General features: G+C 60.5%; 23 protein-coding genes and 1 tRNA gene. 15 read left to right on the top strand and 9 right to left on the bottom strand.

Translation table 11 applies throughout. From position 1 onward, the window contains the following. Positions 1-131 precede the first annotated feature (131 nt). The 6 genes from PAE61_RS02995 (at position 132) to PAE61_RS02970 (ending at position 4,374) form a co-directional block, all read left to right on the top strand. A tRNA-Leu gene (locus PAE61_RS02995) sits at positions 132-218 on the top strand. Between the two features lie 46 nt (positions 219-264). Further along, positions 265-957, top strand: coding sequence for a lipoyl(octanoyl) transferase LipB (gene lipB / locus PAE61_RS02990; protein ID WP_271113942.1), 693 nt, complete (start codon positions 265-267; stop codon positions 955-957). An 83-nt stretch (positions 958-1,040) separates the two neighbouring features. Beyond that, complete coding sequence (locus tag PAE61_RS02985; protein ID WP_271113941.1) at positions 1,041-1,517, top strand: c-type cytochrome; 477 nt, start codon at positions 1,041-1,043, stop codon at positions 1,515-1,517. A 203-nt stretch (positions 1,518-1,720) separates the two neighbouring features. Beyond that, positions 1,721-3,394 carry a cytochrome c oxidase subunit I gene (gene ctaD, locus PAE61_RS02980; protein WP_271113940.1) on the top strand — a complete coding sequence of 558 codons (1,674 nt, stop codon included), beginning with the start codon at positions 1,721-1,723 and terminating at the stop codon, positions 3,392-3,394. A 64-nt stretch (positions 3,395-3,458) separates the two neighbouring features. Next, the gene (locus tag PAE61_RS02975) at positions 3,459-3,896 is read left to right on the top strand and encodes a bleomycin resistance protein (RefSeq protein ID WP_271113939.1); all 438 of its coding nucleotides are present in this window, start codon (positions 3,459-3,461) and stop codon (positions 3,894-3,896) included. Further along, on the top strand, positions 3,886-4,374 hold the full coding sequence (locus PAE61_RS02970) for a DUF2244 domain-containing protein (protein WP_271113938.1): 489 nt from the start codon (positions 3,886-3,888) through the stop codon (positions 4,372-4,374). Before PAE61_RS02975 ends, PAE61_RS02970 begins: the two co-directional genes overlap by 11 nt. A gap of 11 nt (positions 4,375-4,385) precedes the next feature. On the opposite strand, the gene PAE61_RS02965 is transcribed toward PAE61_RS02970, so the two are convergent. Further along, positions 4,386-4,925 (bottom strand): cytochrome b, encoded by a 540-nt coding sequence (locus PAE61_RS02965; protein WP_271113937.1) that lies wholly within the window; start codon positions 4,923-4,925, stop codon positions 4,386-4,388. Positions 4,926-5,077: 152 nt separating this feature from the next. Next, a complete protein-coding gene (locus PAE61_RS02960) occupies positions 5,078-5,539 on the bottom strand; it encodes a GatB/YqeY domain-containing protein (RefSeq protein WP_271113936.1) in 462 nt (153 codons plus the stop codon). A gap of 130 nt (positions 5,540-5,669) precedes the next feature. Between PAE61_RS02960 and carA the strand changes: the two genes are divergently transcribed. Continuing rightward, positions 5,670-6,830, top strand: coding sequence for a glutamine-hydrolyzing carbamoyl-phosphate synthase small subunit (gene carA / locus PAE61_RS02955; protein WP_271113935.1), 1,161 nt, complete (start codon positions 5,670-5,672; stop codon positions 6,828-6,830). A gap of 64 nt (positions 6,831-6,894) precedes the next feature. Then, a complete protein-coding gene (locus PAE61_RS02950; RefSeq protein WP_271113934.1) occupies positions 6,895-9,039 on the top strand; it encodes a glycosyltransferase family 2 protein in 2,145 nt (714 codons plus the stop codon). Between the two features lie 133 nt (positions 9,040-9,172). Here PAE61_RS02950 and PAE61_RS02945 read toward each other — a convergent pair whose 3' ends face one another. After that, on the bottom strand, positions 9,173-11,986 hold the full coding sequence (locus PAE61_RS02945) for a [protein-PII] uridylyltransferase family protein (protein WP_271113933.1): 2,814 nt from the start codon (positions 11,984-11,986) through the stop codon (positions 9,173-9,175). A 195-nt stretch (positions 11,987-12,181) separates the two neighbouring features. Between PAE61_RS02945 and PAE61_RS02940 the strand changes: the two genes are divergently transcribed. The 3 genes from PAE61_RS02940 (at position 12,182) to ilvN (ending at position 15,502) form a co-directional block, all read left to right on the top strand. Further along, positions 12,182-13,024: an arginyltransferase gene (locus PAE61_RS02940; protein ID WP_271113932.1), complete on the top strand. Its 843-nt coding sequence runs from the start codon at positions 12,182-12,184 to the stop codon at positions 13,022-13,024. Positions 13,025-13,186: 162 nt separating this feature from the next. After that, positions 13,187-14,932, top strand: a complete 1,746-nt coding sequence (locus PAE61_RS02935; RefSeq protein WP_271113931.1) for an acetolactate synthase 3 large subunit — start codon at positions 13,187-13,189, stop codon at positions 14,930-14,932. A 9-nt stretch (positions 14,933-14,941) separates the two neighbouring features. Continuing rightward, complete coding sequence (gene ilvN, locus PAE61_RS02930; RefSeq protein ID WP_271115082.1) at positions 14,942-15,502, top strand: acetolactate synthase small subunit; 561 nt, start codon at positions 14,942-14,944, stop codon at positions 15,500-15,502. Between the two features lie 15 nt (positions 15,503-15,517). On the opposite strand, the gene PAE61_RS02925 is transcribed toward ilvN, so the two are convergent. The 3 genes from PAE61_RS02925 to PAE61_RS02915 form a co-directional block, all read right to left on the bottom strand. Then, positions 15,518-15,880 carry a hypothetical protein gene (locus PAE61_RS02925; RefSeq protein WP_271113930.1) on the bottom strand — a complete coding sequence of 121 codons (363 nt, stop codon included), beginning with the start codon at positions 15,878-15,880 and terminating at the stop codon, positions 15,518-15,520. Positions 15,881-16,027: 147 nt separating this feature from the next. Then, positions 16,028-17,296 carry a DUF2254 domain-containing protein gene (locus PAE61_RS02920; protein WP_271113929.1) on the bottom strand — a complete coding sequence of 423 codons (1,269 nt, stop codon included), beginning with the start codon at positions 17,294-17,296 and terminating at the stop codon, positions 16,028-16,030. Between the two features lie 10 nt (positions 17,297-17,306). After that, on the bottom strand, positions 17,307-18,083 hold the full coding sequence (locus PAE61_RS02915; protein WP_271113928.1) for a M48 family metalloprotease: 777 nt from the start codon (positions 18,081-18,083) through the stop codon (positions 17,307-17,309). 105 nt (positions 18,084-18,188) lie between these two features. On the opposite strand from PAE61_RS02915, the gene PAE61_RS02910 reads away from it, so the two are divergent. Further along, positions 18,189-18,425 (top strand): DUF8831 family protein, encoded by a 237-nt coding sequence (locus PAE61_RS02910; protein WP_271113927.1) that lies wholly within the window; start codon positions 18,189-18,191, stop codon positions 18,423-18,425. On the opposite strand, the gene PAE61_RS02905 is transcribed toward PAE61_RS02910, so the two are convergent. Further along, positions 18,422-18,682, bottom strand: a complete 261-nt coding sequence (locus PAE61_RS02905) for a DUF167 domain-containing protein (protein WP_271115081.1) — start codon at positions 18,680-18,682, stop codon at positions 18,422-18,424. The two genes, PAE61_RS02910 and PAE61_RS02905, sit on opposite strands and share 4 nt — an antisense overlap. Before the next feature lie 93 nt (positions 18,683-18,775). On the opposite strand from PAE61_RS02905, the gene PAE61_RS02900 reads away from it, so the two are divergent. Both PAE61_RS02900 and PAE61_RS02895 read left to right on the top strand, forming a co-directional pair. Continuing rightward, positions 18,776-19,348, top strand: coding sequence for a nitroreductase family protein (locus PAE61_RS02900; protein WP_271113926.1), 573 nt, complete (start codon positions 18,776-18,778; stop codon positions 19,346-19,348). Further along, positions 19,345-20,061: an EI24 domain-containing protein gene (locus PAE61_RS02895; RefSeq protein WP_271113925.1), complete on the top strand. Its 717-nt coding sequence runs from the start codon at positions 19,345-19,347 to the stop codon at positions 20,059-20,061. The genes PAE61_RS02900 and PAE61_RS02895 overlap by 4 nt, the downstream gene beginning before the upstream one ends. On the opposite strand, the gene PAE61_RS02890 is transcribed toward PAE61_RS02895, so the two are convergent. Then, positions 20,018-20,287 carry a DUF1467 family protein gene (locus tag PAE61_RS02890; protein WP_271113924.1) on the bottom strand — a complete coding sequence of 90 codons (270 nt, stop codon included), beginning with the start codon at positions 20,285-20,287 and terminating at the stop codon, positions 20,018-20,020. The two genes, PAE61_RS02895 and PAE61_RS02890, sit on opposite strands and share 44 nt — an antisense overlap. A 182-nt stretch (positions 20,288-20,469) precedes the next feature. On the opposite strand from PAE61_RS02890, the gene PAE61_RS02885 reads away from it, so the two are divergent. Next, positions 20,470-21,201: a response regulator gene (locus PAE61_RS02885; RefSeq protein ID WP_271113923.1), complete on the top strand. Its 732-nt coding sequence runs from the start codon at positions 20,470-20,472 to the stop codon at positions 21,199-21,201. A gap of 139 nt (positions 21,202-21,340) precedes the next feature. On the opposite strand, the gene PAE61_RS02880 is transcribed toward PAE61_RS02885, so the two are convergent. Next, positions 21,341-22,042, bottom strand: a complete 702-nt coding sequence (locus PAE61_RS02880; protein WP_271113922.1) for a GNAT family N-acetyltransferase — start codon at positions 22,040-22,042, stop codon at positions 21,341-21,343. Between the last annotated feature and the right edge of the window lie 16 nt (positions 22,043-22,058).

Below are 22,058 nucleotides of genomic sequence, written 5' to 3'. Positions count from 1 at the left end.
TGTGCGCAGATTGCAACATTCGCTTTCGCCCTGCGGCCCTCATGACGGTTTCTGCCGCATTCCTGCGCATCGGCGCAGATTACCCCTTTTCAACCGCGCCCCGAGGCATTATCTGCACGGCTGGTCGCGATGCGGTCGTGGCGGAATTGGTAGACGCGCAGCGTTGAGGTCGCTGTTCCTTAACCGGAGTGGAAGTTCGAGTCTTCTCGACCGCACCAGCGAAACCGGCGCCCTCGTGGCGCCGTTTTGCTTTCGGAGCCGGAAATGTCCCAGCCACAGCCGAAATTTTCCTCTGACAGTCCCGAATGGGTGATCGCTCCGGGCCTGACGCCTTACGCGGAATCCGTCGCCGCGATGGAGGATCACGTCGCGCAGATGCATTCCGGCAACGCGCCCGAGCGGATCTGGCTGGTCGAGCATCCGGCGCTTTATACGGCGGGGACCTCGGCCAAAGCCTCCGATCTGCTGGATGCGCGGTTTCCGGTGCATGAGACCGGGCGCGGCGGGCAGTATACCTATCACGGGCCGGGGCAGCGTATCGTCTATACGATGCTGGACCTGAACCGGCGCGGGCGCGATGTGCGGGGATTCGTCAAATCTCTGGAAGGCTGGGTGATCGGGACACTGGCCGGGTTCGGCATTACCGGCGAGGTCCGCGACGGGCGGGTCGGGGTCTGGGTGCCGCGCCCGGAAAAGCCGCCTCTGCCCGACGGGTCCATGCGCGAGGACAAGATCGCCGCGATCGGCATCAAGCTGCGCCGCTGGATCAGCTTTCACGGCATTTCGATCAATGTTGAGCCGGATCTGTCCCATTATGGCGGTATCGTGCCCTGCGGAATCAGCGGGCATGGAGTCACCAGCCTTGTCGATCTAGGCCTGCCCGTCTCGATGGAGGATCTGGACACAGCTCTTAAAACCAGCTTTCCGCGGCATTTTGGCGCAGGGACGGGGTTTTGACCGAAGTCATGCTCATTCGCCACATTGCATGCTAGCTGTCGCTCTGAAACGCTGCTGACAGCGTTAACTGAAAGGAACACAGGATGAAGACCAGCCTGATTGCTACGCTCTCCGTGCTGACCCTTGCCGTGCCGGCATTCGCTCAGGAGGGCGACCCCGCCGCCGGTGAAAAAGAATTCAACAAATGCAAAGCCTGCCACATGATCCAGGACGATGCCGGTGAGGATATCGTCCGGGGTGGCCGGACGGGTCCGAATCTTTACAATATCGTTGGACGCAAATTCGCCGCCATCGAGGATTTCAGATATGGCGACGGCATCCTGAAACTGGCTGAAAATAATCCCGAAGCGGTGTGGGATATCCATTCCCTTGAGGCCTATGTCACTGATCCGACCGCTTATCTGGATCAGCATTCCGGCGACGAGAACGCCCGTTCGAAAATGACCTTCAAGCTGAACCGGAATCAGGCCGATCTGGTCGCGTTCCTTCTGTCGGTCTCTCCGGACGCGCCCGCTCAGCCCGCCGAGGGCGACGGATCGCCTCAGGCACCGGCCCAGTAACCCGGACGCACTGAAAAAATGTCGCGAAAATGACACAGACCCTCGCAGCCAACGCTGCGAGGGTGATTTTTTGACGTAAAAACTGCGCCCAAGCAGCCGATTTCTGGGCCGAGTCGCATTGCCGCGTTCAGTCTTCATGGATATGGTGCGGGCATCTGCCGGCCCTGCCGGCTGCCTCAGGATCAACCCAGGGAGATCGCGCAATGGCCGATGCAGCCGTTCACGAATCCGGCGGACATCATGACGAACGGGGATTCTTCACCCGTTGGTTCATGTCCACCAACCACAAGGATATCGGTATCCTTTATCTGTTCACGGCTGGCGTCGTCGGCCTGATCTCGGTCTGTTTCACCGTCTATATGCGGATGGAGCTTCAGTTTCCGGGCGTGCAGTATATGTGCCTCGAAGGCGCAAGACTGTTCCCGAGTTCGGCGGAATGTACCCCGAACGGCCATCTGTGGAACGTGATGATCACCTATCACGGCGTTCTGATGATGTTCTTCGTGGTGATTCCGGCATTGTTCGGCGGGTTCGGCAACTTCTTCATGCCGCTGCAGATCGGTGCGCCGGACATGGCGTTTCCGCGTCTGAACAACCTGTCCTACTGGCTGTATGTCTGCGGTGTGGCGCTTGGTGTCGCCTCGCTTCTGTCGCCGGGCGGTAATTCTCAGGCCGGGTCAGGGGTTGGCTGGGTACTGTATCCGCCGCTTTCGACGACCGAGGGCGGGTATTCGATGGATCTGGCGATTTTCGCGGTCCACGTCTCGGGTGCCTCGTCGATTCTGGGTGCGATCAATATCATCACCACCTTCCTGAACATGCGCGCCCCCGGCATGACGCTGTTCAAGGTGCCGCTGTTTGCATGGTCGGTCTTCATCACCGCCTGGCTGATCCTGCTGTCCCTGCCGGTTCTGGCGGGCGCGATCACCATGCTGCTGATGGACCGCAATTTCGGGACGAACTTCTTCAATCCGGCTGGCGGCGGTGACCCGATTCTCTATCAGCACATCCTGTGGTTCTTCGGCCACCCGGAAGTGTATATCATCATCCTGCCCGGCTTTGGCATCATCAGCCATGTCATCGCGACCTTCTCGCGCAAGCCGATCTTCGGTTACCTGCCGATGGTGCTGGCAATGGCGGCAATCGGGATCCTCGGCTTCGTCGTCTGGGCGCACCACATGTACACCGTTGGTATGTCGCTGACCCAGCAGAGCTATTTCATGCTGGCGACCATGACCATCGCCGTGCCGACCGGCATCAAGGTGTTCTCGTGGATCGCGACCATGTGGGGCGGCTCGATCGAGTTCAAGACGCCGATGCTTTGGGCTTTCGGCTTCCTGTTCCTGTTCACCGTCGGCGGCGTGACCGGCGTGGTGCTGTCGCAGGCTCCGCTGGACCGGGTCTATCACGACACTTATTACGTCGTGGCGCATTTCCACTATGTGATGTCGCTTGGTGCGGTCTTCGCCATCTTCGCCGGGATCTATTTCTGGATCGGCAAGATGAGCGGGCGTCAATATCCCGAATGGGCCGGCAAGGTTCATTTCTGGGCGATGTTCATCGGCTCGAACCTGATCTTCTTCCCCCAGCACTTCCTGGGCCGTCAGGGCATGCCGCGCCGCTATATCGACTATCCCGAGGCGTTTGCCTTCTGGAACAATATCTCGTCAATCGGGGCTTATATTTCCTTCGCGTCCTTCCTGTTCTTCATCGGGGTCGTTTTCTACACGCTGTTCCGCGGTGAGCGCGTGACCGAGAACAACTACTGGAACGAATACGCGGACACGCTGGAATGGACCCTGCCCTCGCCGCCGCCCGAACATACGTTCGAGCAGTTGCCGAAGCGCGAGGACTGGGATCACGGCCACGCCCATTAACGCAAGGCTAGCAATAAGCGGCCCCGGAGCAATCCGGGGCCGTTTTTCTTAAAGGACTCCTGCAATGCCGACGCCGCTTGTGCCGGAACTGAACGTGACCGATTTCGACGTCTCGCACCGTTTCTATTGCGAACTTCTGGGCTGGCAGGTGCTGTATGACCGACCCGAGGACGGTTTCGCCATGCTGGAACTGGGGGGCGCGAAGCTGATGATCGACGCGCTGCGGATCGGGCGGAATTTCGACGCGACCCTGACGCCGGATGATCGGCCTTTCGGTCGTGGCATGAATCTGGAAATAGAATTGCCCGATATTCAGCCCCCGCTTGACGCGCTTTCCGCCGCCGGATATCCGCTGCATCTCGCGCCAGAAGAAAAATGGTATCGCGCCGGGGCCGAGGAACTCGGTCAGCGCCAGTTTATCGTGGCCGATCCCGACGGATATCTACTGCGTTTCTGCCAGAGCCTTGGGAAGCGGCCCTGTGGTGGCGCGAATGCCCTATGAATGGCACGATGAGGGTGAGGCGCGTATTCTGCGAGCATGGCCGCATCGCTCACTGCCGCGGCAGGGGTTTGTGTGGTTCATCAGCGTGACCGCTGTGCTACTGGCGTTTCCGCTGATGGCGGTTCTGGGCAGCGCAGTGCTTTGGGGGCTTCTGCCATTCCTGCTGGCGGCGATTGCGGCTGTGTGGTTCGCCATTTCCCACAGCTATCGCAGCGGCACCACGCAAGAGATCCTGACACTGACTCCGCAGCGCATTGCGGTAACCCGCTCTGACCCCGGCAGGCCCGAACGCAACTGGTCCGCCAACCCTTACTGGATCCACGCCACATTAAGACCCGGGCCGGTCGAGAATTACCTTGTCCTGACCGGAGACCACGAATCGGGCCGTGAGGTTGAGTTCGGTTCCTTCCTGACGCCAGAGGAACGCGACGCCCTGCAACTGGAAATCAGCAAGGCAATCGCGAAGCTGCGGCGCTGAGCGAGGCGCGTTTATCTCGCCCCGGCCATTTTGCCCATCGTGCCATCCCGCATGACCGCACTATGGTAAACCGCCATGACGACATGACCGACCAGCAAAACGGCCAGCAGCCAGCCAGCCTCACCGTGGAAATTGGCCGCGCCGGTCAGGGCCTCGACCTCCTGCCCCTCTGGACGGCCACCGTAAAGCTGAATGCCGAACACCGTAAAGGCCCGGTCGCTGCCAAAGGCACGCATCACCGCAACGGTCGGGATGAACAGCATCAACAGATACAGCACGGCGTGACCGGCCTTTGCGGCCGTGCCGATCAGGCCGGGTTCATGCGAGGGGCGGTGACCCAGATTGAACAGCGCCCAGACAAGACGAGTCCAGACGAGGATGAAGATAACGAAACCGACACTTGCATGAGAGCCGACCATGAACTGCGCCAGACCGGATTCGCGACCCAGCCAGAGCTTCACGGCCATGCTGGCCAATTGCCAGAGAATCAGGACGGCAATCGTCCAGTGAAAGAAACGGGTTACGGAACCGTAACGGGCGGGGCTATCCATGATTTGCATCGAATCAACCTTGCTTAAAACAGTGGCGTTTTTCGCCCTGTTACCGCAGCGGGGCCAAATGGAAACCCAACGGGACAGCGATCACCCCGGCATTGCGCAGGGCGGGACTGTTGTCAGCCCCGCCCTGTCATTCAGAGAGCGAATCAGAGCAGCTTTTCCTTGACCTGCTGACCGACCGCTCCGAAATCCATCTGGCCGGAATAGCGGGATTTCAGCCCTGCCATAACGCGGCCCATATCGCGGACCGAGTTTGCGTCAAGCTCGGCGATCACTGCATCGATGGCGGCAAGCGTCTCATCCTCGGACATGCGGCGGGGCAGGAATTCCTCGATCACCTCGATTTCGGCGTTTTCCTTTTCGGCCAGCTCCAGCCGTCCGCCCTCTTCATAGCTGCGGGCGGATTCCTGACGTTGCTTGACCATCTTGGACATGATCGCAATCAGATCGGCGTCGCTCAGCGCCTCGCCTTCGCCGGCGCCGGTACGCGCCGCGATCTCGCGATCCTTGATCGCAGCCGAAATCAGCCGCAACGTCGACAGACGCAGCGTGTCCTTCGCCTTCATCGCATCCTTGGTGGCGGTCTGGATTTTCGTTCTCAGATCCATGACGATCCCCATATATGGCTCAAGCGCTCTCAAATAGGCATGCATGACGCGCCGATCAAGCCCGGCGTCGCTTGACCAGCAGGCGCGGCTTCACTAGTTTCCCCGCGATTATCAGATCAGGAGTCCCGCCATGACCGCGCAAGCCGCGAAACCGACCGCCTGCCTGGCCCTTGCAGACGGCACAATCTTTATGGGTCAGGGATTCGGGGCAAGCGGCGAAGTTGTCGCGGAACTGGTCTTCAACACCGCGATGACAGGCTATCAGGAAATCATGACCGATCCCAGCTATGCCAGTCAGGTCGTGACCTTCACCTTCCCGCATATCGGCAATACCGGCGTGACGGAACAGGACAATGAAAGCGCCGATCCGGTCGCAAGCGGGATCGTGGTGAAATGGGACCCGACCGAGCCGTCGAACTGGCGGGCGACCTCGGATCTGCAGGACTGGATGCGCAAGCGCGGGCGGATCGGCATTGGCGGGGTCGATACGCGCCGTCTGACACGGGCGATTCGCCAGCAGGGCAGCCCTCATGTGGTTTTGGCCCATGACCCCGAGGGGAATTTCGACATCCAGAAGCTGATCGAACGCGCAAAATCCTGGCAGGGTCTGGTCGGAATGGACCTGGCGAAAGAGGTCTCGACCCGGCAGAGCTATCGCTGGGAAGAAGGGCTTTGGGAATGGCCCGGCGAGTTCGCCGCTCAGGGCGAAGACCGGCCTTTCAAGGTTGTCGCCCTCGATTACGGCGCGAAGCGGAATATCCTGCGGTCTCTGGTCGCCTCCGGAGCGGATGTCACCGTCCTGCCCGCGACCGCAACCGCTGAAGAAGTGCTGGCGCATGAACCCGAAGGTGTGTTCCTGTCAAACGGTCCGGGCGATCCGGCAGCGACGGGCGAATATGCGGTGCCGATGATCCGGGAACTTCTTGACCGCGATCTGCCGATTTTCGGTATTTGCCTGGGTCACCAGATGCTGGCTCTGGCACTTGGCGCGAAGACCGTCAAAATGGGTCACGGACATCACGGCGCGAACCATCCGGTGCGCGATGTGGATACCGGCAAGGTCGAGATCACCTCGATGAATCACGGCTTCGCCGTCGATGCCCAGACTTTGCCGCCGGGTGTGCGCGAAACCCATATCAGCCTTTTCGATGGCTCGAATTGCGGTTTGGCCGTGGCCGACAAGCCGGTATTTTCGGTTCAATACCACCCCGAGGCAAGCCCGGGGCCGCAGGACTCGGCCTATCTGTTCCAGCGATTCTCGGCTTCGATGCGCGAACGCCGTGGCGGCTGATCTTCGTTTAACCGAAATTTAAACGGCGGCATGCAAGTGAAGGCGAAACCATCGGGGTTTTGCCATGAATGCCACCCTTCCCGGATATCGCGATCCGGTCCCTTTGCGGCCCGGTCATCTCGCGCCGGATCGCATCGAAAACCTGCCGCAGCCGCCGACGCTCAGGCAGCCCCCTTTGGGCAGCCTGCTGCTGGAGGACGGCGCAGTAACGCATGGCAATCTGCTGAAGGCAATTGTACTGCAACGCCGCCAAAACGCCTCGCTTCAGCAGATCCTGCTGTCGCAGGGGTGGGTCAGCGAAGACCATCTGACCCGCGCCCTGACGCGCCAGTGGCGAACGACCTGCATCGATCCCGTCGCCTGCCCGCCTGATGCGCGTCTGGTGGACAGGCTGGGACCCGATTTCTGCCTGAAACATGGCGTGCTGCCCTGGCGGTATGTCGGCGGCGTCACCTTCATCGCCACCTCCCGCCCCGGGGAATTTGAACAGATCCGCTCACAATTTCCGCCGGGGCTTGGGGCCGTCAGAATGCTGCTGAGTTCGGAAAGCCATATCCACGAGGCAGTCATGAAACTGCGCTCGGCAGCAATGATCCGAAAGGCGGAATACAGCGTCGCGGCAAGCGACAGTTGCCGGGGCAAGCGGCGCAGAATGGTTGCGATCTGCGCATGGCTGGCCGGGTCGCTGACTGTCGGCACCGCATTTTTCGCGCCGCTGACGCTGTTTGCCATCGTAGGGATGTGGAGCATCCTGACGCTTCTGACGAATCTGGTTCTGAAATTGGCGGCATTGCAGTCCATGCTCCGGCAATGGGCGCAGGATCGTTCGGAAAAGGCTTCGCTTGCCTCATGCGCAAAAACATCACGGGAGATGAACGATTCTCTGCCTGTCATCTCGGTGATGGTGCCCTTGTTCCATGAAAGCGATATTGCGGAAAAACTGGTCAGCCGTCTGACGCTGCTGGAATATCCCCGGGAACTGACCGACATCCTGCTGGTGGTCGAAGAAAGCGACCCGGTGACCCGCGCGGCACTGGAAGAGGTCGAACTGCCCGGATGGATCCGCGTTGTCTCGGTTCCGAAGGGGCAGGTCCAGACGAAGCCACGGGCGTTGAACTATGCCCTGCAGTTCTGCCGAGGCGACATCGTCGGGATCTGGGACGCCGAGGACCGCCCGGATCGCGATCAGCTTCACAAGATTGCCCGGGGTTTCGCCTTCGCCGAGCCGGATGTGGCCTGTCTTCAGGGTCGGCTGGATTATTTCAACCCCAAAAGCAACTGGCTGGCGCGATGCTTCACCATCGAATACGCAAGCTGGTTCCGCGTCAATCTTCCGGGCATTGCGCGTCTTGGGCTTGTTGTGCCGCTTGGCGGAACCACGGTTTTCCTGCGCCGCGACGTGCTGGAGCAACTCGGAGGCTGGGATGCCTGGAATGTGACAGAGGACGCGGATCTCGGGGTGCGTCTTGCCCGGAATGGCTGGCGGACAAAACTGATCGACACCACCACAGATGAAGAGGCGAATTGCCGCGTGCTTCCGTGGGTCAGGCAAAGATCCCGTTGGCTCAAGGGTTACGCGATGACCTGGTCGGTCCATATGCGAAATCCCCGCTTGCTGTGGAATGAACTTGGTCCCTCCCGGTTTCTGGCGTTTCAGGTCCAGTTCCTCGCCACATTATCCCAATATCTGCTGGCACCGGTTCTGTGGAGTTTCTGGCTGCTGACCCTAGGCTTGCAAACTGGCTTCACATCGCCACTTTCCGGGCTGTTCCCCGATCATGCACTGACCGCGATCGTGATGCTTTTCGTGGCGTCAGAGCTGGCTTCGGTTGCGATGGGTCTCTGGGCCGTCCGGGGAAAGAAGCACCGGCATCTTTTGCCCTGGATCCCTCTGATGCATCTGTATTTCCCGCTTGGCTGTCTGGCGGCATGGAAAGCGATTTATGAGGTCGTCACCAACCCGTTTTACTGGGACAAGACGCGACACGGCATTTTCGATGAGAGTGCTGACCCTCAGAATGATGCGGAGGACGAATCCCCGATCACTCATGTGCCGCTGCTTGGCGATCTTGGGGCAGAGATGTGCGTCAGCGAGCGGAATGCGAAAATGGGCGGCACCTCAACGCCGACATTCCGAACCGAGGGTACGGAGGTAACGGAAGCTCAGACAGCCGGGTCAATAACGCCTCGGAAAATCCTGTCAGGTTAGGTCGGCACGGGGCCATACTTTGCAACTCATGATCCTGCCTGAAGCAGCGTCGGTGCGGTCCATCTTACCAACTTGGCTGAGCGTTTTCAGAACCTGTCCTAACCGTTTCTGTCAACGCGGCAACGGCTGGCTGTCACTGTGCTTCCGGCTGCGTCCCGGATACGTCCGAAAGCAGCCTGTCGATAATGTTTCCAGCGGTTTCGATGACGTCATTCAGCCGTGTCTCAAGTTCCTCAAGATCTTCGCAATCGGTTTCACGCAGCAGGAATTCCTGCCCCCCGGCCCCCAACTCATCCATCTTCAAGGCGGCTTCGCTGATCAGCCGCCCGCCCGCCTGAAGACGCCACAGAAAACGCTGCCCGGATTGCAGCGCCTCGGCATCTTCTTTCGCCAGAAGATCGTGACGCCCGCCGGCACGCAATTGCGCTTCAAGGCCGCGGGCAGGATCGGCGGCCCGCAAAGCAAAGCTCTGACCGATCAGTTCGATATCCTGCAAGCGACCCCGGCCTATCTTGGCCTCCCATTTTCCGTCCGGCGCTTTCGCCGCGAAGATCCGGCTGCGCATTTCCGCCAGATCCGGCAGGACACGCGCATCGCCTCCGCGTTCCGCCAATACCTCGGCACGAAACGCCTCGACCTCATCGGCAAGCGCCGACGCATCGTCACCACAGGCCGAAATGATCCGGGCGCGGGTCAGCGCCAGATGCTCCCATGTCCAGGCTTCCGTCATCTGGTAATTGCGGAACGACTCCAGCGACGTCGCCACCGGGCCCTGACGGCCGGAGGGGCGCAGCCGCATATCGACCTCATACAGCCGTCCCGTCGCGGTCTGAGCCGACAGTGCCGTGATCAGCGCCTGCGTCAGGCGCGAATACCAGGCTCGGGGACCAAGCGGCTTCCGCCCGGCGGATTCCTCTGCCCCCGCAGCGTCGTAGATCACCAGCAGATCAAGATCGGATGCGGCGTTCAGACGCCGCGCCCCAAGCGAGCCCATCCCCATCACCACCGCCCCGCGCCCCGGCGGCGGGCCGTGGCGTTCGGCAAGTTCATCCGCCACCAGAGGCAAAAGCGCGGTAATCGCGCTGTCGGCGATATCCGCATATTCCTTTCCGACCTGCGCCGCGTCCGACAAACCGCGCAGATGATGGACGCCGACGCGGAATTGCCATTCATGCGCCCAAAGCCGCGCCTCATCCAAGGCCCGCTCATACCCGCCGTCACGCGCCTTCATACGCTGCTGAAGCCGTCGTGAAAGATCCTGCTCAAGGGCTTCCCTGCCGGGCCAGGGCGCGAAGAAGCTTCCGGCAAGAACCGCGTCAAGAACCGCCGGATGCCGTCCAAGATAGGCGGCGAGACCGGGTGCAGTGGCGCAGATATCCACCAGAAGGTCGATCAGCGAGGGATTTGCCTCGAATAATGAAAAAAGCTGCACGCCCGCAGGCATCCCCTGCAGGAAACTGTCGAACCGCGAAAGCGCCTCTTCCGGATAGGCGGCGCGGTTCATGCGGGCCAGAAGATCGGGCTTGATGCGGCGGAAGATCTGCTGTGCGCGGTCGGTGCGCAGCGCGGGATACCCGTCCCAACGTTGGATGATCTTCTGCGCCTCTTCGGAGAGTTCGGGCAAGGGCGCCGTATCTGCCGGAGAAAAGAACGCATTGGTCAGCTTTTCGACCTTTTCCAGACGCTCGCGCAATGTGGTGCTCCAGCTGTCGAGATCGCTTTCACCCATCATCAGGGCGATGTTTTCAAGTCCCTCGCGATCCTTCGGCAGTTCATGTGTCTGAGCATCGTTTACCATCTGAATGCGATGCTCGATATCGCGGTGCTGGCGGTAATGGCTTGTCAGCTCATCCGCGATATCCTGCGGAATCCAGTCCTTTGCCGCCAGAGCGGCCAAGGCATCGACCGTACCCCGCAGCCGCAGATCGGGATCCCGTCCTCCGGCGATCAATTGCCTTGTCTGGGTGAAGAACTCTATTTCACGAATACCGCCCTGACCCAGCTTCATATTATGTCCGGGAATGCTCAGCCTGCCGCCCAGACCCTTGTGATCACGGATCCGCAGCCGCATGTCATGCGCATCCTGAATCGCGGCGAAATCGAGGTGTTTTCTCCAGACAAAAGGGCGGAGATCGGCCAGAAAACGCTCTCCGGCAGCGATATCGCCCGCGCAGGGACGCGCCTTGATATAGGCTGCACGCTCCCATGTCCGGCCCTCCGCCTCGTAATAGGCAAGCGCCGCCGCTGCCGACAGGCAAACCGGGGTCACCGCCGCATCGGGCCGCAGCCTCAGATCGGTGCGGAAAACATAGCCATGCTCGGTATTATCCGACAGCGTCGCCGCCATTCTGCGCGTCACGCGGATCAGAGAGGCGCGGGCCTCGTGCCGGTCGGCGGCGTCATAGGCCGCATCGTCGAACAGCACGATCAGGTCGATGTCAGAGCTGTAATTCAGCTCTCCCGCACCCTGCTTGCCCATCGCCATCGCGAAGATCCCGCCAGCTTCGGCATCTGTGTCGGGAAGCTTGCCCCGCGCAATCTCACGCGCCAGATGACAGCGCAAGGCAAGGTCGGTCGCCCGGTCGGCCAGTTCGGTCAACGCGCCGGTGACCTGCTCCAGCCGCCAGACCCCGCCAAGGTCGGCAAGCCCCGCCAGCAGCGCCACACGGCGCTTTGCCTGACGCAGAGCGGGACCCAGCTCGCTTTCCGAAAGCTCTCCGAAGCCTTCCGTTTCACGCGCCGCCAGATCGTCTCCGGCAGAGAAAGCAGCGGGCAGCCAGTCTTTCTCTTTCACCATCAGCGACCAGAGATACGGGCTGCACCCCGCAGTTCCCGCAAGCAAATCCCGGATGCGTTCATCCAGCCCGCCGAACAGGTCACGCGCCTCATCCGCGCGGGCTTTGTCATGTGCGATCGGGGTCCGTGTGATCTGAGCAGCAAAATCCATGAGGTGATAATGCAAGTCCCGGCGACGGGGTCAATTGTGCGATAGATCCTGCGGCACCAAAGATCTGGACTTGGCGTTTTGCATTTCTGTTGCTACCGTTCGCGCCAGATCAGGAATTGCAGGACGCATGACAGCGGGGAATGGCACTCGAAGCTGCGAGATCAGCGCAGGCAGACCGGCTAATCGGGGCGGACGATGCGGCACACTCTGACCCATGCGCCGCAATTCTATGTGACGGCACCTCAGCCCTGCCCCTATCTGCATGGACGGGCAGAACGTAAACTTTTCACCGCATTGCTGCCCGGAAATGCGCAGGAACTGAATAATGCCCTGTCACGTCAGGGGTTCCGCCGCTCTCAGAATGTCCTTTACCGTCCAAGCTGCGAAAGCTGTGTCGCATGTATGTCGGCGCGGATTCGGGTGAAGGATTTCAGACCGGGCCGGACGCAGCGGCGCGTGGCACGGCGCAATACGGATCTCAAGCGGCTGGCGACCAGTGCCTGGGCCACGGAAGAACAGTTCGAGCTTTTCCGCCGCTATCTCGATCACCGTCATGCCGATGGCGGCATGGCAGATATGGATATCTTCGAGTTCGCCGCAATGATCGAGGAAACCGCCGTGCGCACCCGCGTGATCGAGTATCGCGGGCGCGGCATCTTCGACACGCCGAACTCCGCAGGCGATCCGGTCCTGCCCGATCCTGATCTCGCTGCGGTCTGTCTGACCGATGTGCTGGATGACGGATTATCTCTGGTCTACAGCTTCTTCGATCCGCGTCTCAGTGCAAGAAGCCTGGGGACCCATGTCATTCTGGATCACGTCGAGCTCGCCCGCGAATCCGGTCTGCCCTATGTGTATCTGGGCTATTGGGTGCCTGGCAGCCGCAAGATGGACTATAAGGCCAAATTCGGTGCGCTTGAAATATATAAGGGCGGCGTCTGGCAGGATATCGGCAATCCGGCGGATCACTGCGACGAAGCGCATCCGCTGGCCGTAGATCCCATCGTTGAACAGGTTGCCCGGATCGACCTGCCCTGACTGCGCAACAATATTGCGTCGTTCGGCAATTTTTGGATATTTTAATGGCATTCCCCATTGACGCTGCCACGCGGCAACAATAGTTTGCGGCGTCGCGGCACAGGAAAGCCGCATATCCATACGGTGCAGGCGCACCGTACCCATAAGATGAGGATCTGTCCCATGTCCCGAAAGATGACGGGTGCGAAAATGGTTGTCGAAGCTCTGCGCGATCAGGGTGTCGACACGGTATTCGGCTATCCTGGCGGGGCAGTCCTTCCCATTTACGACGAAATTTTCCAGCAGAACGACATCAAGCATATCCTCGTCCGCCACGAACAGGGCGCGGTTCACATGGCCGAGGGCTATGCCCGCTCGACCGGGAAGCCCGGCGTCGTTCTTGTGACCTCGGGTCCGGGTGCGACCAATGCGGTAACCGGGCTGACCGATGCGCTGCTCGATTCGATTCCGCTGGTGGTGCTGTCGGGACAGGTTCCCACCTTCCTTGTCGGAACAGACGGGTTTCAGGAAGCCGATACGGTCGGGATCACGCGGCCCTGCACCAAGCATAACTGGCTGGTGAAGGAACCGGGCAATCTGGCAAAGACCATTCATCAGGCTTTCCACGTCGCGACCTCAGGGCGGCCGGGTCCGGTTCTGATCGACATCCCAAAGGATGTTCAGTTCGCTGAAGCCGACTATGTCACGCCTCAACAGATCGAAACAGGCCCCTATCAGCCTAAGGTAAAGGGCGATACCGCCGCGATCTCCAGGCTTGTCGAAGCGATGGAGCAAGCCGAGCGTCCGATTTTCTATACTGGCGGCGGGGTCATCAACTCCGGCCCCGAGGCCAGCCAGTTGCTGCGTGATCTGGTCAATGCGACCGGCTTTCCGGTGACCTCGACGCTGATGGGTCTGGGGGCCTATCCGGCATCCGGCAAGAACTGGCTGGGAATGCTGGGGATGCACGGCATGTACGAGGCGAATCTCGCGATGCATGGCTGTGACCTGATGATCGCCGTCGGCGCACGTTTCGACGACCGCATCACCGGGCGCGTTGCCGATTTCAGCCCCGGCTCGGTCAAGGCACAGATCGATATCGACCCGTCCAGCATCAACAAGATCATCCCTGTCGAGATCCCGATTCAGGGCGATGTCGGCAATGTGCTGGCGGAGATGCTGGAGATCTGGAAATCCCGCGGCAGCAAAACCCAAAGCGAAGCCCTTCGCAAATGGTGGGTTCAGATCGAGCAGTGGAAGGCGAAGAACTGCCTTGCCTATACGAACTCGGACCAGATCATCAAACCGCAATACGCAATCCAGCGGCTTGAGGCGCTGACCGCAGGGCGTGACCGCTATGTCGCCACCGAGGTTGGCCAGCATCAGATGTGGGCGGCTCAGTTCCTGACATTCGAGGACCCGAATCGCTGGATGACCTCTGGCGGTCTGGGGACGATGGGCTATGGCCTGCCCGCCTCGATCGGCGTTCAGGTTGCCCATCCCGATGCGTTGGTCATCAACGTGGCCGGTGATGCGTCATGGCTGATGAATATGCAGGAAATGGGAACCGCCGTGCAGTTCCACGCGCCAGTCAAACAGTTCATCCTGAATAACGAACGTCTTGGCATGGTGCGGCAATGGCAGCAATTGCTGCATGGAGAGCGCTACAGCCAAAGCTGGTCCGAAAGCCTGCCCGATTTCGTGAAAATGGCCGAGGCATTCGGTTGCAAGGGCCGACAGGTCAGCGATCCGGCGGAACTGGATGACGCGATTCAGGAAATGATCGATTATGATGGCCCGTTCATTCTGGATGTGCTGGTCGAGAAGCACGAAAACTGCTTCCCGATGATCCCCTCGGGCAAGCCGCATAATGAGATGCTTCTGTCGCCCGAGGCCGAGGCATTCACCGGCGGCGCGGCACTGGTCTGAGGAGGCAGGATTATGGCACTGAACATCAAGCAAGGCGCGACCAGCCATTCCGCTTATGATCTTCGCGACCCCAATCTGGAGATCGAAGAGCGCCATACGCTCGCTGTATTGGTGGAAAACGAACCCGGGGTTCTGGCCCGGGTGATCGGGCTTTTCTCAGGTCGCGGTTATAATATCGACAGTCTGACCGTTGCCGAAACCGATCATGAGGGGCACCGTTCACGGATCACCATCGTCACGCGCGGCACGCCCGCCGTTATCGAGCAGATCAAGGCCCAGCTTGGCCGGATCGTTCCGGTGCATGACGTGCATGACCTGACGACCGAAGGCCCGAGCGTTGAGCGTGAACTGGGGCTGTTCAAGGTCGCGGGGGCCGGAGATCATCGCGTCGAGGCGCTGCGCATTGCCGAGATTTTCCGGGCCAATGTCGTCGATTCCACACTGGAAAGCTTTGTGTTCGAGATTACCGGCACGCCGGAAAAGCTGGATGCTTTCGCAGATCTGATGCGCCCTCTGGGCCTCTCAGATCAGGCCAGAACCGGGGTCGCGGCACTGGCGCGCGGCACCTGAGCCGCGCAGCAATCTTCAATGGCTGACAGCACTTCCCCTGACCGGATCGGGGTCGGGCACGCTGCTGAGATGTTGTTTCACTGACATCTCAGCGCGACCCGTCACAACCTGAAGACTCGGCGACAGACGGCGTGTGCAGTTCAGAAGTGCATCCCGCAATTGCGGGCAATGTTCTGCCGCGATCAGATGCGCGTCGAATGCGTGGCGTAGATTGCCGATCATCTCACACTCGACCCGCAGAAGATCCCCGGCCAGAGGCCATGCCCGATCCCCAAGCAGGCTGTCGCATCCTCGCAGATAAGCCAATGGACCCTGATCTTCACACCATATGATGGCACGTCTTCTGGCCTCACTGCTCCAGATAACGATTCCGATCATGGTCCCCCCTTAAAACATACTCTCGCGGAACAGATTTACCATTAATGGTCGTTTCCTACTGCACCTACTTGGGTTTCAAAATCATGAATGCGTCACCATAAAAGCAGGCTTAACATGACGTTGCATAAGATATCTTTATTTTCGCAATCACAGATTGTGAAGATATTCATTCCGCTCTTTTATGGATTCCAGGTAAATCGGCGGCATATTCGCCGCCTCGCTGTAGTGAACGATCAGATTGCCCAGATCGTCCGAAGCCGTGCCATAATAGTCGGGCTTGATCTTCGTGATAGCGATCAGCGCATTCATCAAAGAGGACTGCACCTCATAGATCCCGCCTGCATCCCGGGCGATGGCGGCAAAGGCGGCCTGTACCATCTCGGCGGATGAAATCTCTCTGGCGAACAGCCTCGGTCGCCTTGCCTGATAATCCGAAGCGATAGGGCCTGCCTTGGTCAACAGGTTAAGCTGCCGCTGGATCACGTCATTCGCCGTACCCGGGTCATTGATGGCGGAGGACAAGGCACGCTGCGCCACCTCCGACAGCGAGGTCAGCCCGTGCAGCGGGTCCTGTTCGAAACTTGGCGTATATCCGATGGTAAAGGCGTTCATCAGCCGCTTCAGCAAGGCCTCGCGCCCTTCCTCTGCTTTCGGAGGAAGCCCGACGATATGCAGCAACGGTCTTGCCGCATGTGCACGCGTGCCGGGTATCGCTTCGATATAGATCGTCAGCTCATGCTCATCCGCGACGGCTTGCAGGCTGCCAGCGTCGATATGGCGGACATAACCAACGGCTTCTGTCAGCAGCGCCTCAGCATCGGATGGAGGCTCTCCGCTCCACGGCAGACCACCCAACCACGGCACGTCCTGCCGATGCTCGATCGCCCGTCCTACGGCGTCTTCGAGACGGTCCAGAACATCGCGGATCTGACCGAGATCGCTAAGCGCCTCAATCCATTGCAGCAGCGCGAAGATCACAAGAACCACGACAACCACCGTGGCCGCGAAGACCACGACCCGGCCCGAGCCACCATAAGCTCCGGTCTGGAGCATAATGATGCCGACAAGGCTGAAAACAAACGCGCCGATAAAGGTCGACAAGGCCGTCTGGCTGCGGGAATCTCCGACGATCAGCGGAAGCGCACGCGGGGTGGCGTGCTGTTCCGCATTCGTCCAAGCGTTGACCAGCGTAGACAGCGAAAAAATCGTCACCGCGAGCATTGAGGAGGCGATGATCTGAAGCACTGTCCCGACCGATTCAGCGCCGAGGCGAGCAACCACAGAGGGCGGGATGAACGGACCGATCAACAGAGCGACAAGCGCCGTTGCCACCCCCAGAACAGCGAAGGCCAGTACCCGCACCCAGATCTGCGCAAGCAGCTCTTGCGCCTGGAATGACAGTTTCGACCAGCTCACACTGCCCGACCTAGCGTACCCGGCCCGAGCGTATATCCGCCACCGCTCGCTGGACCTGTGTCATCCGCGCGGCGCGGGACGGGTGTGAACCGAGGATCCTGTCGCCGGGATCGGGCATGCGGCGGAAGAACTCTGCCCCGGTCACCGGATCATAACCGGCATTCATTGTGATGATCGCGCCCAGATAATCTGCCTGAAGCTCCCAATCCTTGGAATAAACGCGCGAGCCAACCTGCGCTCCGATTTGCTGGATCGAACTGATCGTCGATGAATCCGCCCCTGCCGCTGCGGCAAGCCCGCCAAGGATCACCGCCCCCGCAGTCGCAGACCCCGATTTGCGGGCAAGATGGTTCAGGATGTGATGGCTTGCCTCATGCCCGACCACGAACGCAAGCTCATCAGCGTTCTGCGCCGCCGCGATCAGCGATACGGTGAAGCCGATGATCGGGCGGCCGGAATTGTCCAGCGTCTGGAAGGCGTTCGGTTCAAGCTCAAGCCGGTCATCGACGACGAACTGATAATCACAGTTGATATTCGTCGTCCGCCGCGCCACGCATTCGCGTTCGACCGCAGGTTCCATCCTGCCGATCACGGTGATGAAGTTCCGCGCCGCCTGCTGCGGCGTCCGGCGGGTTGTGGCCGCAGGTCTTGAGACGGTCGTGACCACTTCAGGCTGTGCCGGGGCAGGCGAAGTCGGCGGATCACTGACAACAACGGGCGTACAGGCCGACAGGATTGCCGCGCTGAAGATGGACAGAACGGCAAGACGGAAATTCTTCAGATGCATAACTACTCTCGAACGGCAATCATGCCTCACGATAGACAAGCCCCCCTTGCGAGGCAAACCACTTCAAGCCACCCTGTCTGCAAAATTCCTTGAATGCGAGGCATTATGTTTACCATCGAGCACGAATTCGACGCCACCATCATCACCCTTATCGACGAACCGGAGAATGCTCCCTTGCAGGGTGACGTGACGATCACGGCGTTTGATGACCGTGTCGTGCTGCGTCAGGATGAGCCCGAAACCGACCGTTACAGTGAGATCACCCTGAGCGCTCGGCAGGTGGATGAACTTCGCGCGGCGCTGAACCTGCCCGAGGGCGGGTATCGGCTGGACCGCCGCTAGGGGTCGACGCGGAAGGATTTGTCGCGCGATGTCTCTCCGCGAATCAGGATCAGCCGGGATTTGGGTATGCCGATCGCCTTCGCAAGCAGCCTTATCACCGCTGCCGTGGCCTTGCCGTTTTCCGGCACTGCGGTGACCTGAACGCGCAGCATCCCGCTGTCGTCCGACGTAATCCGATTCGCCCCCGCCTTCGGCGTGACCCGCACATCGAAACTGGTCCCCGGCGCGGCAAGATGGGTGAGGTCGGGATGATCCATACGCATGAGTATTTCATTGCCCCCGCCGCTTTTACCGTCAAGTCTTGGCCTGCGTGTCCGCTGCCGCTAGACCCGTCTGCGAAGGAGAACCCGATGAACCAGAAACATCACGACGCGCTCAATTTCTTCAGCACACGCCGCTCTGTCCCGCCTGCGCTTCTTAAGGAACCGGCCCCTTCCGGGGATGAACTGAAACGGCTGCTGACGCTTGCCGCGCGTGTCCCGGATCACGGCAAGCTGGAGCCGTGGCGCTTCGTGGTGCTGCGCGGCGAGGCACTGTCGCGACTGGCCCCTCTGGTCGAGGCCGGATCGGTCGCAATGGGCAACCCGCCCGAGAAAGCCGCGAAGCATGGCAACGCATTCCGCGTGCCTTTGGTGGTCGCCGTGGTGTCTTCGCCCGTTCACAGCGAGAAGGTCCCGGAATGGGAGCAGTTTCTCTCGGCGGGCGCTGTCTGTCTGGGCCTGCTGAATGCCTGCCTTACCAGCGGCTATGGCGCAAGCTGGCTGACCGGCATTGCGTCGCGGCCTGAGTTTGCGCGGGCCCATCTGGGGCTGACCGGGGATGAACGGATTGCCGGGCTGATCCATATCGGCAGCCGTGGCGATTCCGCCCCGCCCGAGCGGCCCCGCCCCGATATCGACGCGCTGACGACGATACTGGAATGACCTCGTTTCGTGCGCTTCTGAAAGGCTGGGGCGATATGCTGCGCCCGCAGATCTTCGGGCTGGTGCTGCGCGGCGCGGCCCTGACGGTCCTTCTTTTCATCGCTCTTCAGGCAGTGCTGTTCTGGGCGTTACGCAGCTTTACCCCCGGCAGTTTCACCCTTCCCTTCTGGGGAGAAATCACGCTTGGCCCGGTTCTGAGCTGGGGCAGTCTCGCCCTGTTTCCGGTTCTGGGCTTCTTCCTGATGGCTCCGGTCGCGGCGGCGTTTTCAGGGCTTTATGCCGAACGGGTCTCGGCACGGGTCGAAGCGCTGCATTACGCCAGCAGACAGGGCGTCGAGTCGGATTTCTGGGATGGGATGCTTGAATCTCTGGCGGTGATGGGGCTTGCGCTTCTGATCGGCATTGTCTCTCTGGTCGCGACGCCGTTTCTCGGCCCCTTCGCGCCGGTCCTGTTTTACGGCGCGAATGGCTGGCTGCTTGGGCGCGAGTTCTTCCAGATGGCCGCCCGCCGCCATCTTTCCGACCCGGAGGCTACCTGGATTCGCCAGCGAAACGCGGCATCGGCGACGATACTGGGCATCATGATCGCCTTCGCCCTGACCGTGCCGCTGCTGAACATCGCCGTGCCGGTTCTGGCGGCGGCGTCATTCACTCATCTGTTCCATCTGGTCAGCGGATCAGTCGGTCCCAACCAATCACGTCTTCCTGAGTGATGGCTCCGCCTAGGATCAGATAGGCGCAACCCACCCAAAGCACTGCGGAAATCACCGTCGCCCACAGTGCTTTTCTTCCAAGCTCGGGATTATGAGGCGCTCCGCCATGTGTCCCGGGAACCACCTCGCCCGCCTCGTCCTGACTGATCAGGCCGATGGGCAGCAGGATGAACAGGGTCAGAAACCACAGCACGGCGTAAAGGACGATGCCACCGGTAAGATTCATCTGATTCGCTCCTGCTGCGGTTACGTGCGCCGGTCGCGGCAACGCGGCCCGGACGGCTGTTCAGCAGCCTGTCTATGCTTCGCGGACGGAGAATCCAAGAAAAACGCCGCGGGATTAACGCAAACTTAGCAGATTCGGCCCTAGCCTCGATCCATCAGCAGAGACCATGCGGGGATTGTAGAATGCAGACCAGTTCCAACTTGCCGGGGGTACAGCCGAAGCTCTGGACCGCGCAGCTTCCGGGGCGGCCGCTTTCGGGTCTGACCGTTCTCGTCGTCGAAGATTCGCGCTTCGCATCCGAAGCGTTGCGCCTTCTCTGCCTGCGCTCCGGCGCAAGGATCCGGCGGGCGGATTGTCTTCGCGCTGCGACGCGGCACCTGCAGACATATCGCCCCAGTGTGCTGATCGTCGATATGGGCCTTCCCGACGGATGCGGGACGGAACTGATTGAACGCGTCCGCACAGCCGACGGCAAATCTCCGGTCGTGCTGGCGATTTCCGGCGATCCTGATCAGCGCGATACCGCCCTTGCCGCCGGTGCGGAAGGCTTCCTTGCAAAGCCCATCGATAATCTGGCCGTTTTCCAGCAGGCCGTGCTGTCGGCCCTGCCCCCGGATGCGGTTCCGCGCGGACCACGGATCCTGCCCGACGATGTGGTGATCCCGGATCATGAAACGTTGCGCGAAGATCTGGCTCATGTCGCGGATATGCTTGCCTCGGCGAATGACGGGACTGTCATCGACTATATTGCGGGGTTTCTGACCGGCGTTGCCCGTTCCGCGCATGATACGAAGCTGGCGGAAGCAGCGGCAGCACTATCCCGCGATCACAGGGCGGGCCGCACCGTGGCAACCGACCTGACCCGGATCAGCGGGTTGGTCCATTCCAGGCTGGCGGATGTCGCCTCGGCCTGAGTTCTGGTGCCTGCGGTCGATGCTCCCTCGCCGCAGGCGCCAGAGCCGTGAGTGGAAAACTGTCTCAGGGGCCTGCCGTCGGTGATCTCGATGGAACCGCCTGACAGAACAAGGCAAAGCCGCCTTGCGACCGGCATTCTCAGTTCAAGGCAGAGTGCGTAAGCTCCGAAAGACGCAGCTTCTGCCGCCCGTTCTCGTCGAAATTCCTGGGATCGAGCCAGTCCGCAAAGGCCCGACTCAGACCGGGCCATTCCGCAGCGATGATCGAAAACCATGCCGTATCGCGGTTGCGCCCCTTCATGATCATATGATTCCGGAAAATGCCCTCAAAGGTGAACCCATAGCGCCGCGCGGCTTTGCGGGACGCTGCGTTCAGCGCGTTACATTTCCACTCGACACGCCGGTATCCGGCGCTGAACGCCCAGTCGATCATCAGGGTCAGCGCCTCTGAGGAGGCACGGCTGCGCTGAGCATCCGAGCCGATCATGACATGACCGATCTCCAGCACGCCATTCGGCGCATCGATCCGCATGAAGGCGGCATAGCCGAAGGGTGTATCCGTCCCTTCAGCGGTGAACGCATAGAATATCTGGTCGGGCCGGTTGGCAGTGTATATCCAGTCCCGAAGCTGAGAGGCGGTATCAAACGGACCGATACTCATATAATCCCAGAGCGTCGGATTATCCCTTGTCGCCGCGAAGATCGCATCCGTATCGCGGTCGGCATCCATACGTTGAAGCCGGACATAGCGGCCCCGGATATCCGGCGGATCGGGCAGAGCGGGCGGCGTCCAATCGTGCAATTCGGCACCGGGTGAAGAAGGATCATCTGTATCGGTCATGATGACGACAATCCGC

This window comes from Paracoccus aerodenitrificans (assembly GCF_027913215.1).
Taxonomy (GTDB): domain Bacteria; phylum Pseudomonadota; class Alphaproteobacteria; order Rhodobacterales; family Rhodobacteraceae; genus Paracoccus; species Paracoccus aerodenitrificans.
Note: the sequence above shows the minus strand (reverse complement) of the source record. Positions and strands in the feature narration are given on the sequence as shown.

Excerpts from the sequence above, each read along its gene's own strand:
- PAE61_RS02940 (WP_271113932.1), top strand. The coding sequence starts at position 12,182 with ATGCGGCACACTCTGACCCATGCGCCGCAATTCTATGTGACGGCACCT.
- lipB (WP_271113942.1), top strand. The coding sequence starts at position 265 with ATGTCCCAGCCACAGCCGAAATTTTCCTCTGACAGTCCCGAATGGGTG.
- PAE61_RS02970 (WP_271113938.1), top strand. The coding sequence starts at position 3,886 with ATGCCCTATGAATGGCACGATGAGGGTGAGGCGCGTATTCTGCGAGCA.
- PAE61_RS02900 (WP_271113926.1), top strand. The coding sequence starts at position 18,776 with ATGAACCAGAAACATCACGACGCGCTCAATTTCTTCAGCACACGCCGC.
- PAE61_RS02890 (WP_271113924.1), bottom strand. The coding sequence starts at position 20,287 with ATGAATCTTACCGGTGGCATCGTCCTTTACGCCGTGCTGTGGTTTCTG.
- PAE61_RS02985 (WP_271113941.1), top strand. The coding sequence starts at position 1,041 with ATGAAGACCAGCCTGATTGCTACGCTCTCCGTGCTGACCCTTGCCGTG.
- PAE61_RS02925 (WP_271113930.1), bottom strand. The coding sequence starts at position 15,880 with ATGATCGGAATCGTTATCTGGAGCAGTGAGGCCAGAAGACGTGCCATC.
- carA (WP_271113935.1), top strand. The coding sequence starts at position 5,670 with ATGACCGCGCAAGCCGCGAAACCGACCGCCTGCCTGGCCCTTGCAGAC.
- PAE61_RS02950 (WP_271113934.1), top strand. The coding sequence starts at position 6,895 with ATGAATGCCACCCTTCCCGGATATCGCGATCCGGTCCCTTTGCGGCCC.
- PAE61_RS02935 (WP_271113931.1), top strand. The coding sequence starts at position 13,187 with ATGTCCCGAAAGATGACGGGTGCGAAAATGGTTGTCGAAGCTCTGCGC.
- PAE61_RS02905 (WP_271115081.1), bottom strand. The coding sequence starts at position 18,682 with ATGGATCATCCCGACCTCACCCATCTTGCCGCGCCGGGGACCAGTTTC.
- PAE61_RS02945 (WP_271113933.1), bottom strand. The coding sequence starts at position 11,986 with ATGGATTTTGCTGCTCAGATCACACGGACCCCGATCGCACATGACAAA.
- ctaD (WP_271113940.1), top strand. The coding sequence starts at position 1,721 with ATGGCCGATGCAGCCGTTCACGAATCCGGCGGACATCATGACGAACGG.
- PAE61_RS02960 (WP_271113936.1), bottom strand. The coding sequence starts at position 5,539 with ATGGATCTGAGAACGAAAATCCAGACCGCCACCAAGGATGCGATGAAG.
- PAE61_RS02915 (WP_271113928.1), bottom strand. The coding sequence starts at position 18,083 with ATGCATCTGAAGAATTTCCGTCTTGCCGTTCTGTCCATCTTCAGCGCG.
- PAE61_RS02910 (WP_271113927.1), top strand. The coding sequence starts at position 18,189 with ATGTTTACCATCGAGCACGAATTCGACGCCACCATCATCACCCTTATC.
- PAE61_RS02880 (WP_271113922.1), bottom strand. The coding sequence starts at position 22,042 with ATGACCGATACAGATGATCCTTCTTCACCCGGTGCCGAATTGCACGAT.
- PAE61_RS02895 (WP_271113925.1), top strand. The coding sequence starts at position 19,345 with ATGACCTCGTTTCGTGCGCTTCTGAAAGGCTGGGGCGATATGCTGCGC.
- PAE61_RS02975 (WP_271113939.1), top strand. The coding sequence starts at position 3,459 with ATGCCGACGCCGCTTGTGCCGGAACTGAACGTGACCGATTTCGACGTC.
- PAE61_RS02965 (WP_271113937.1), bottom strand. The coding sequence starts at position 4,925 with ATGGATAGCCCCGCCCGTTACGGTTCCGTAACCCGTTTCTTTCACTGG.
- PAE61_RS02885 (WP_271113923.1), top strand. The coding sequence starts at position 20,470 with ATGCAGACCAGTTCCAACTTGCCGGGGGTACAGCCGAAGCTCTGGACC.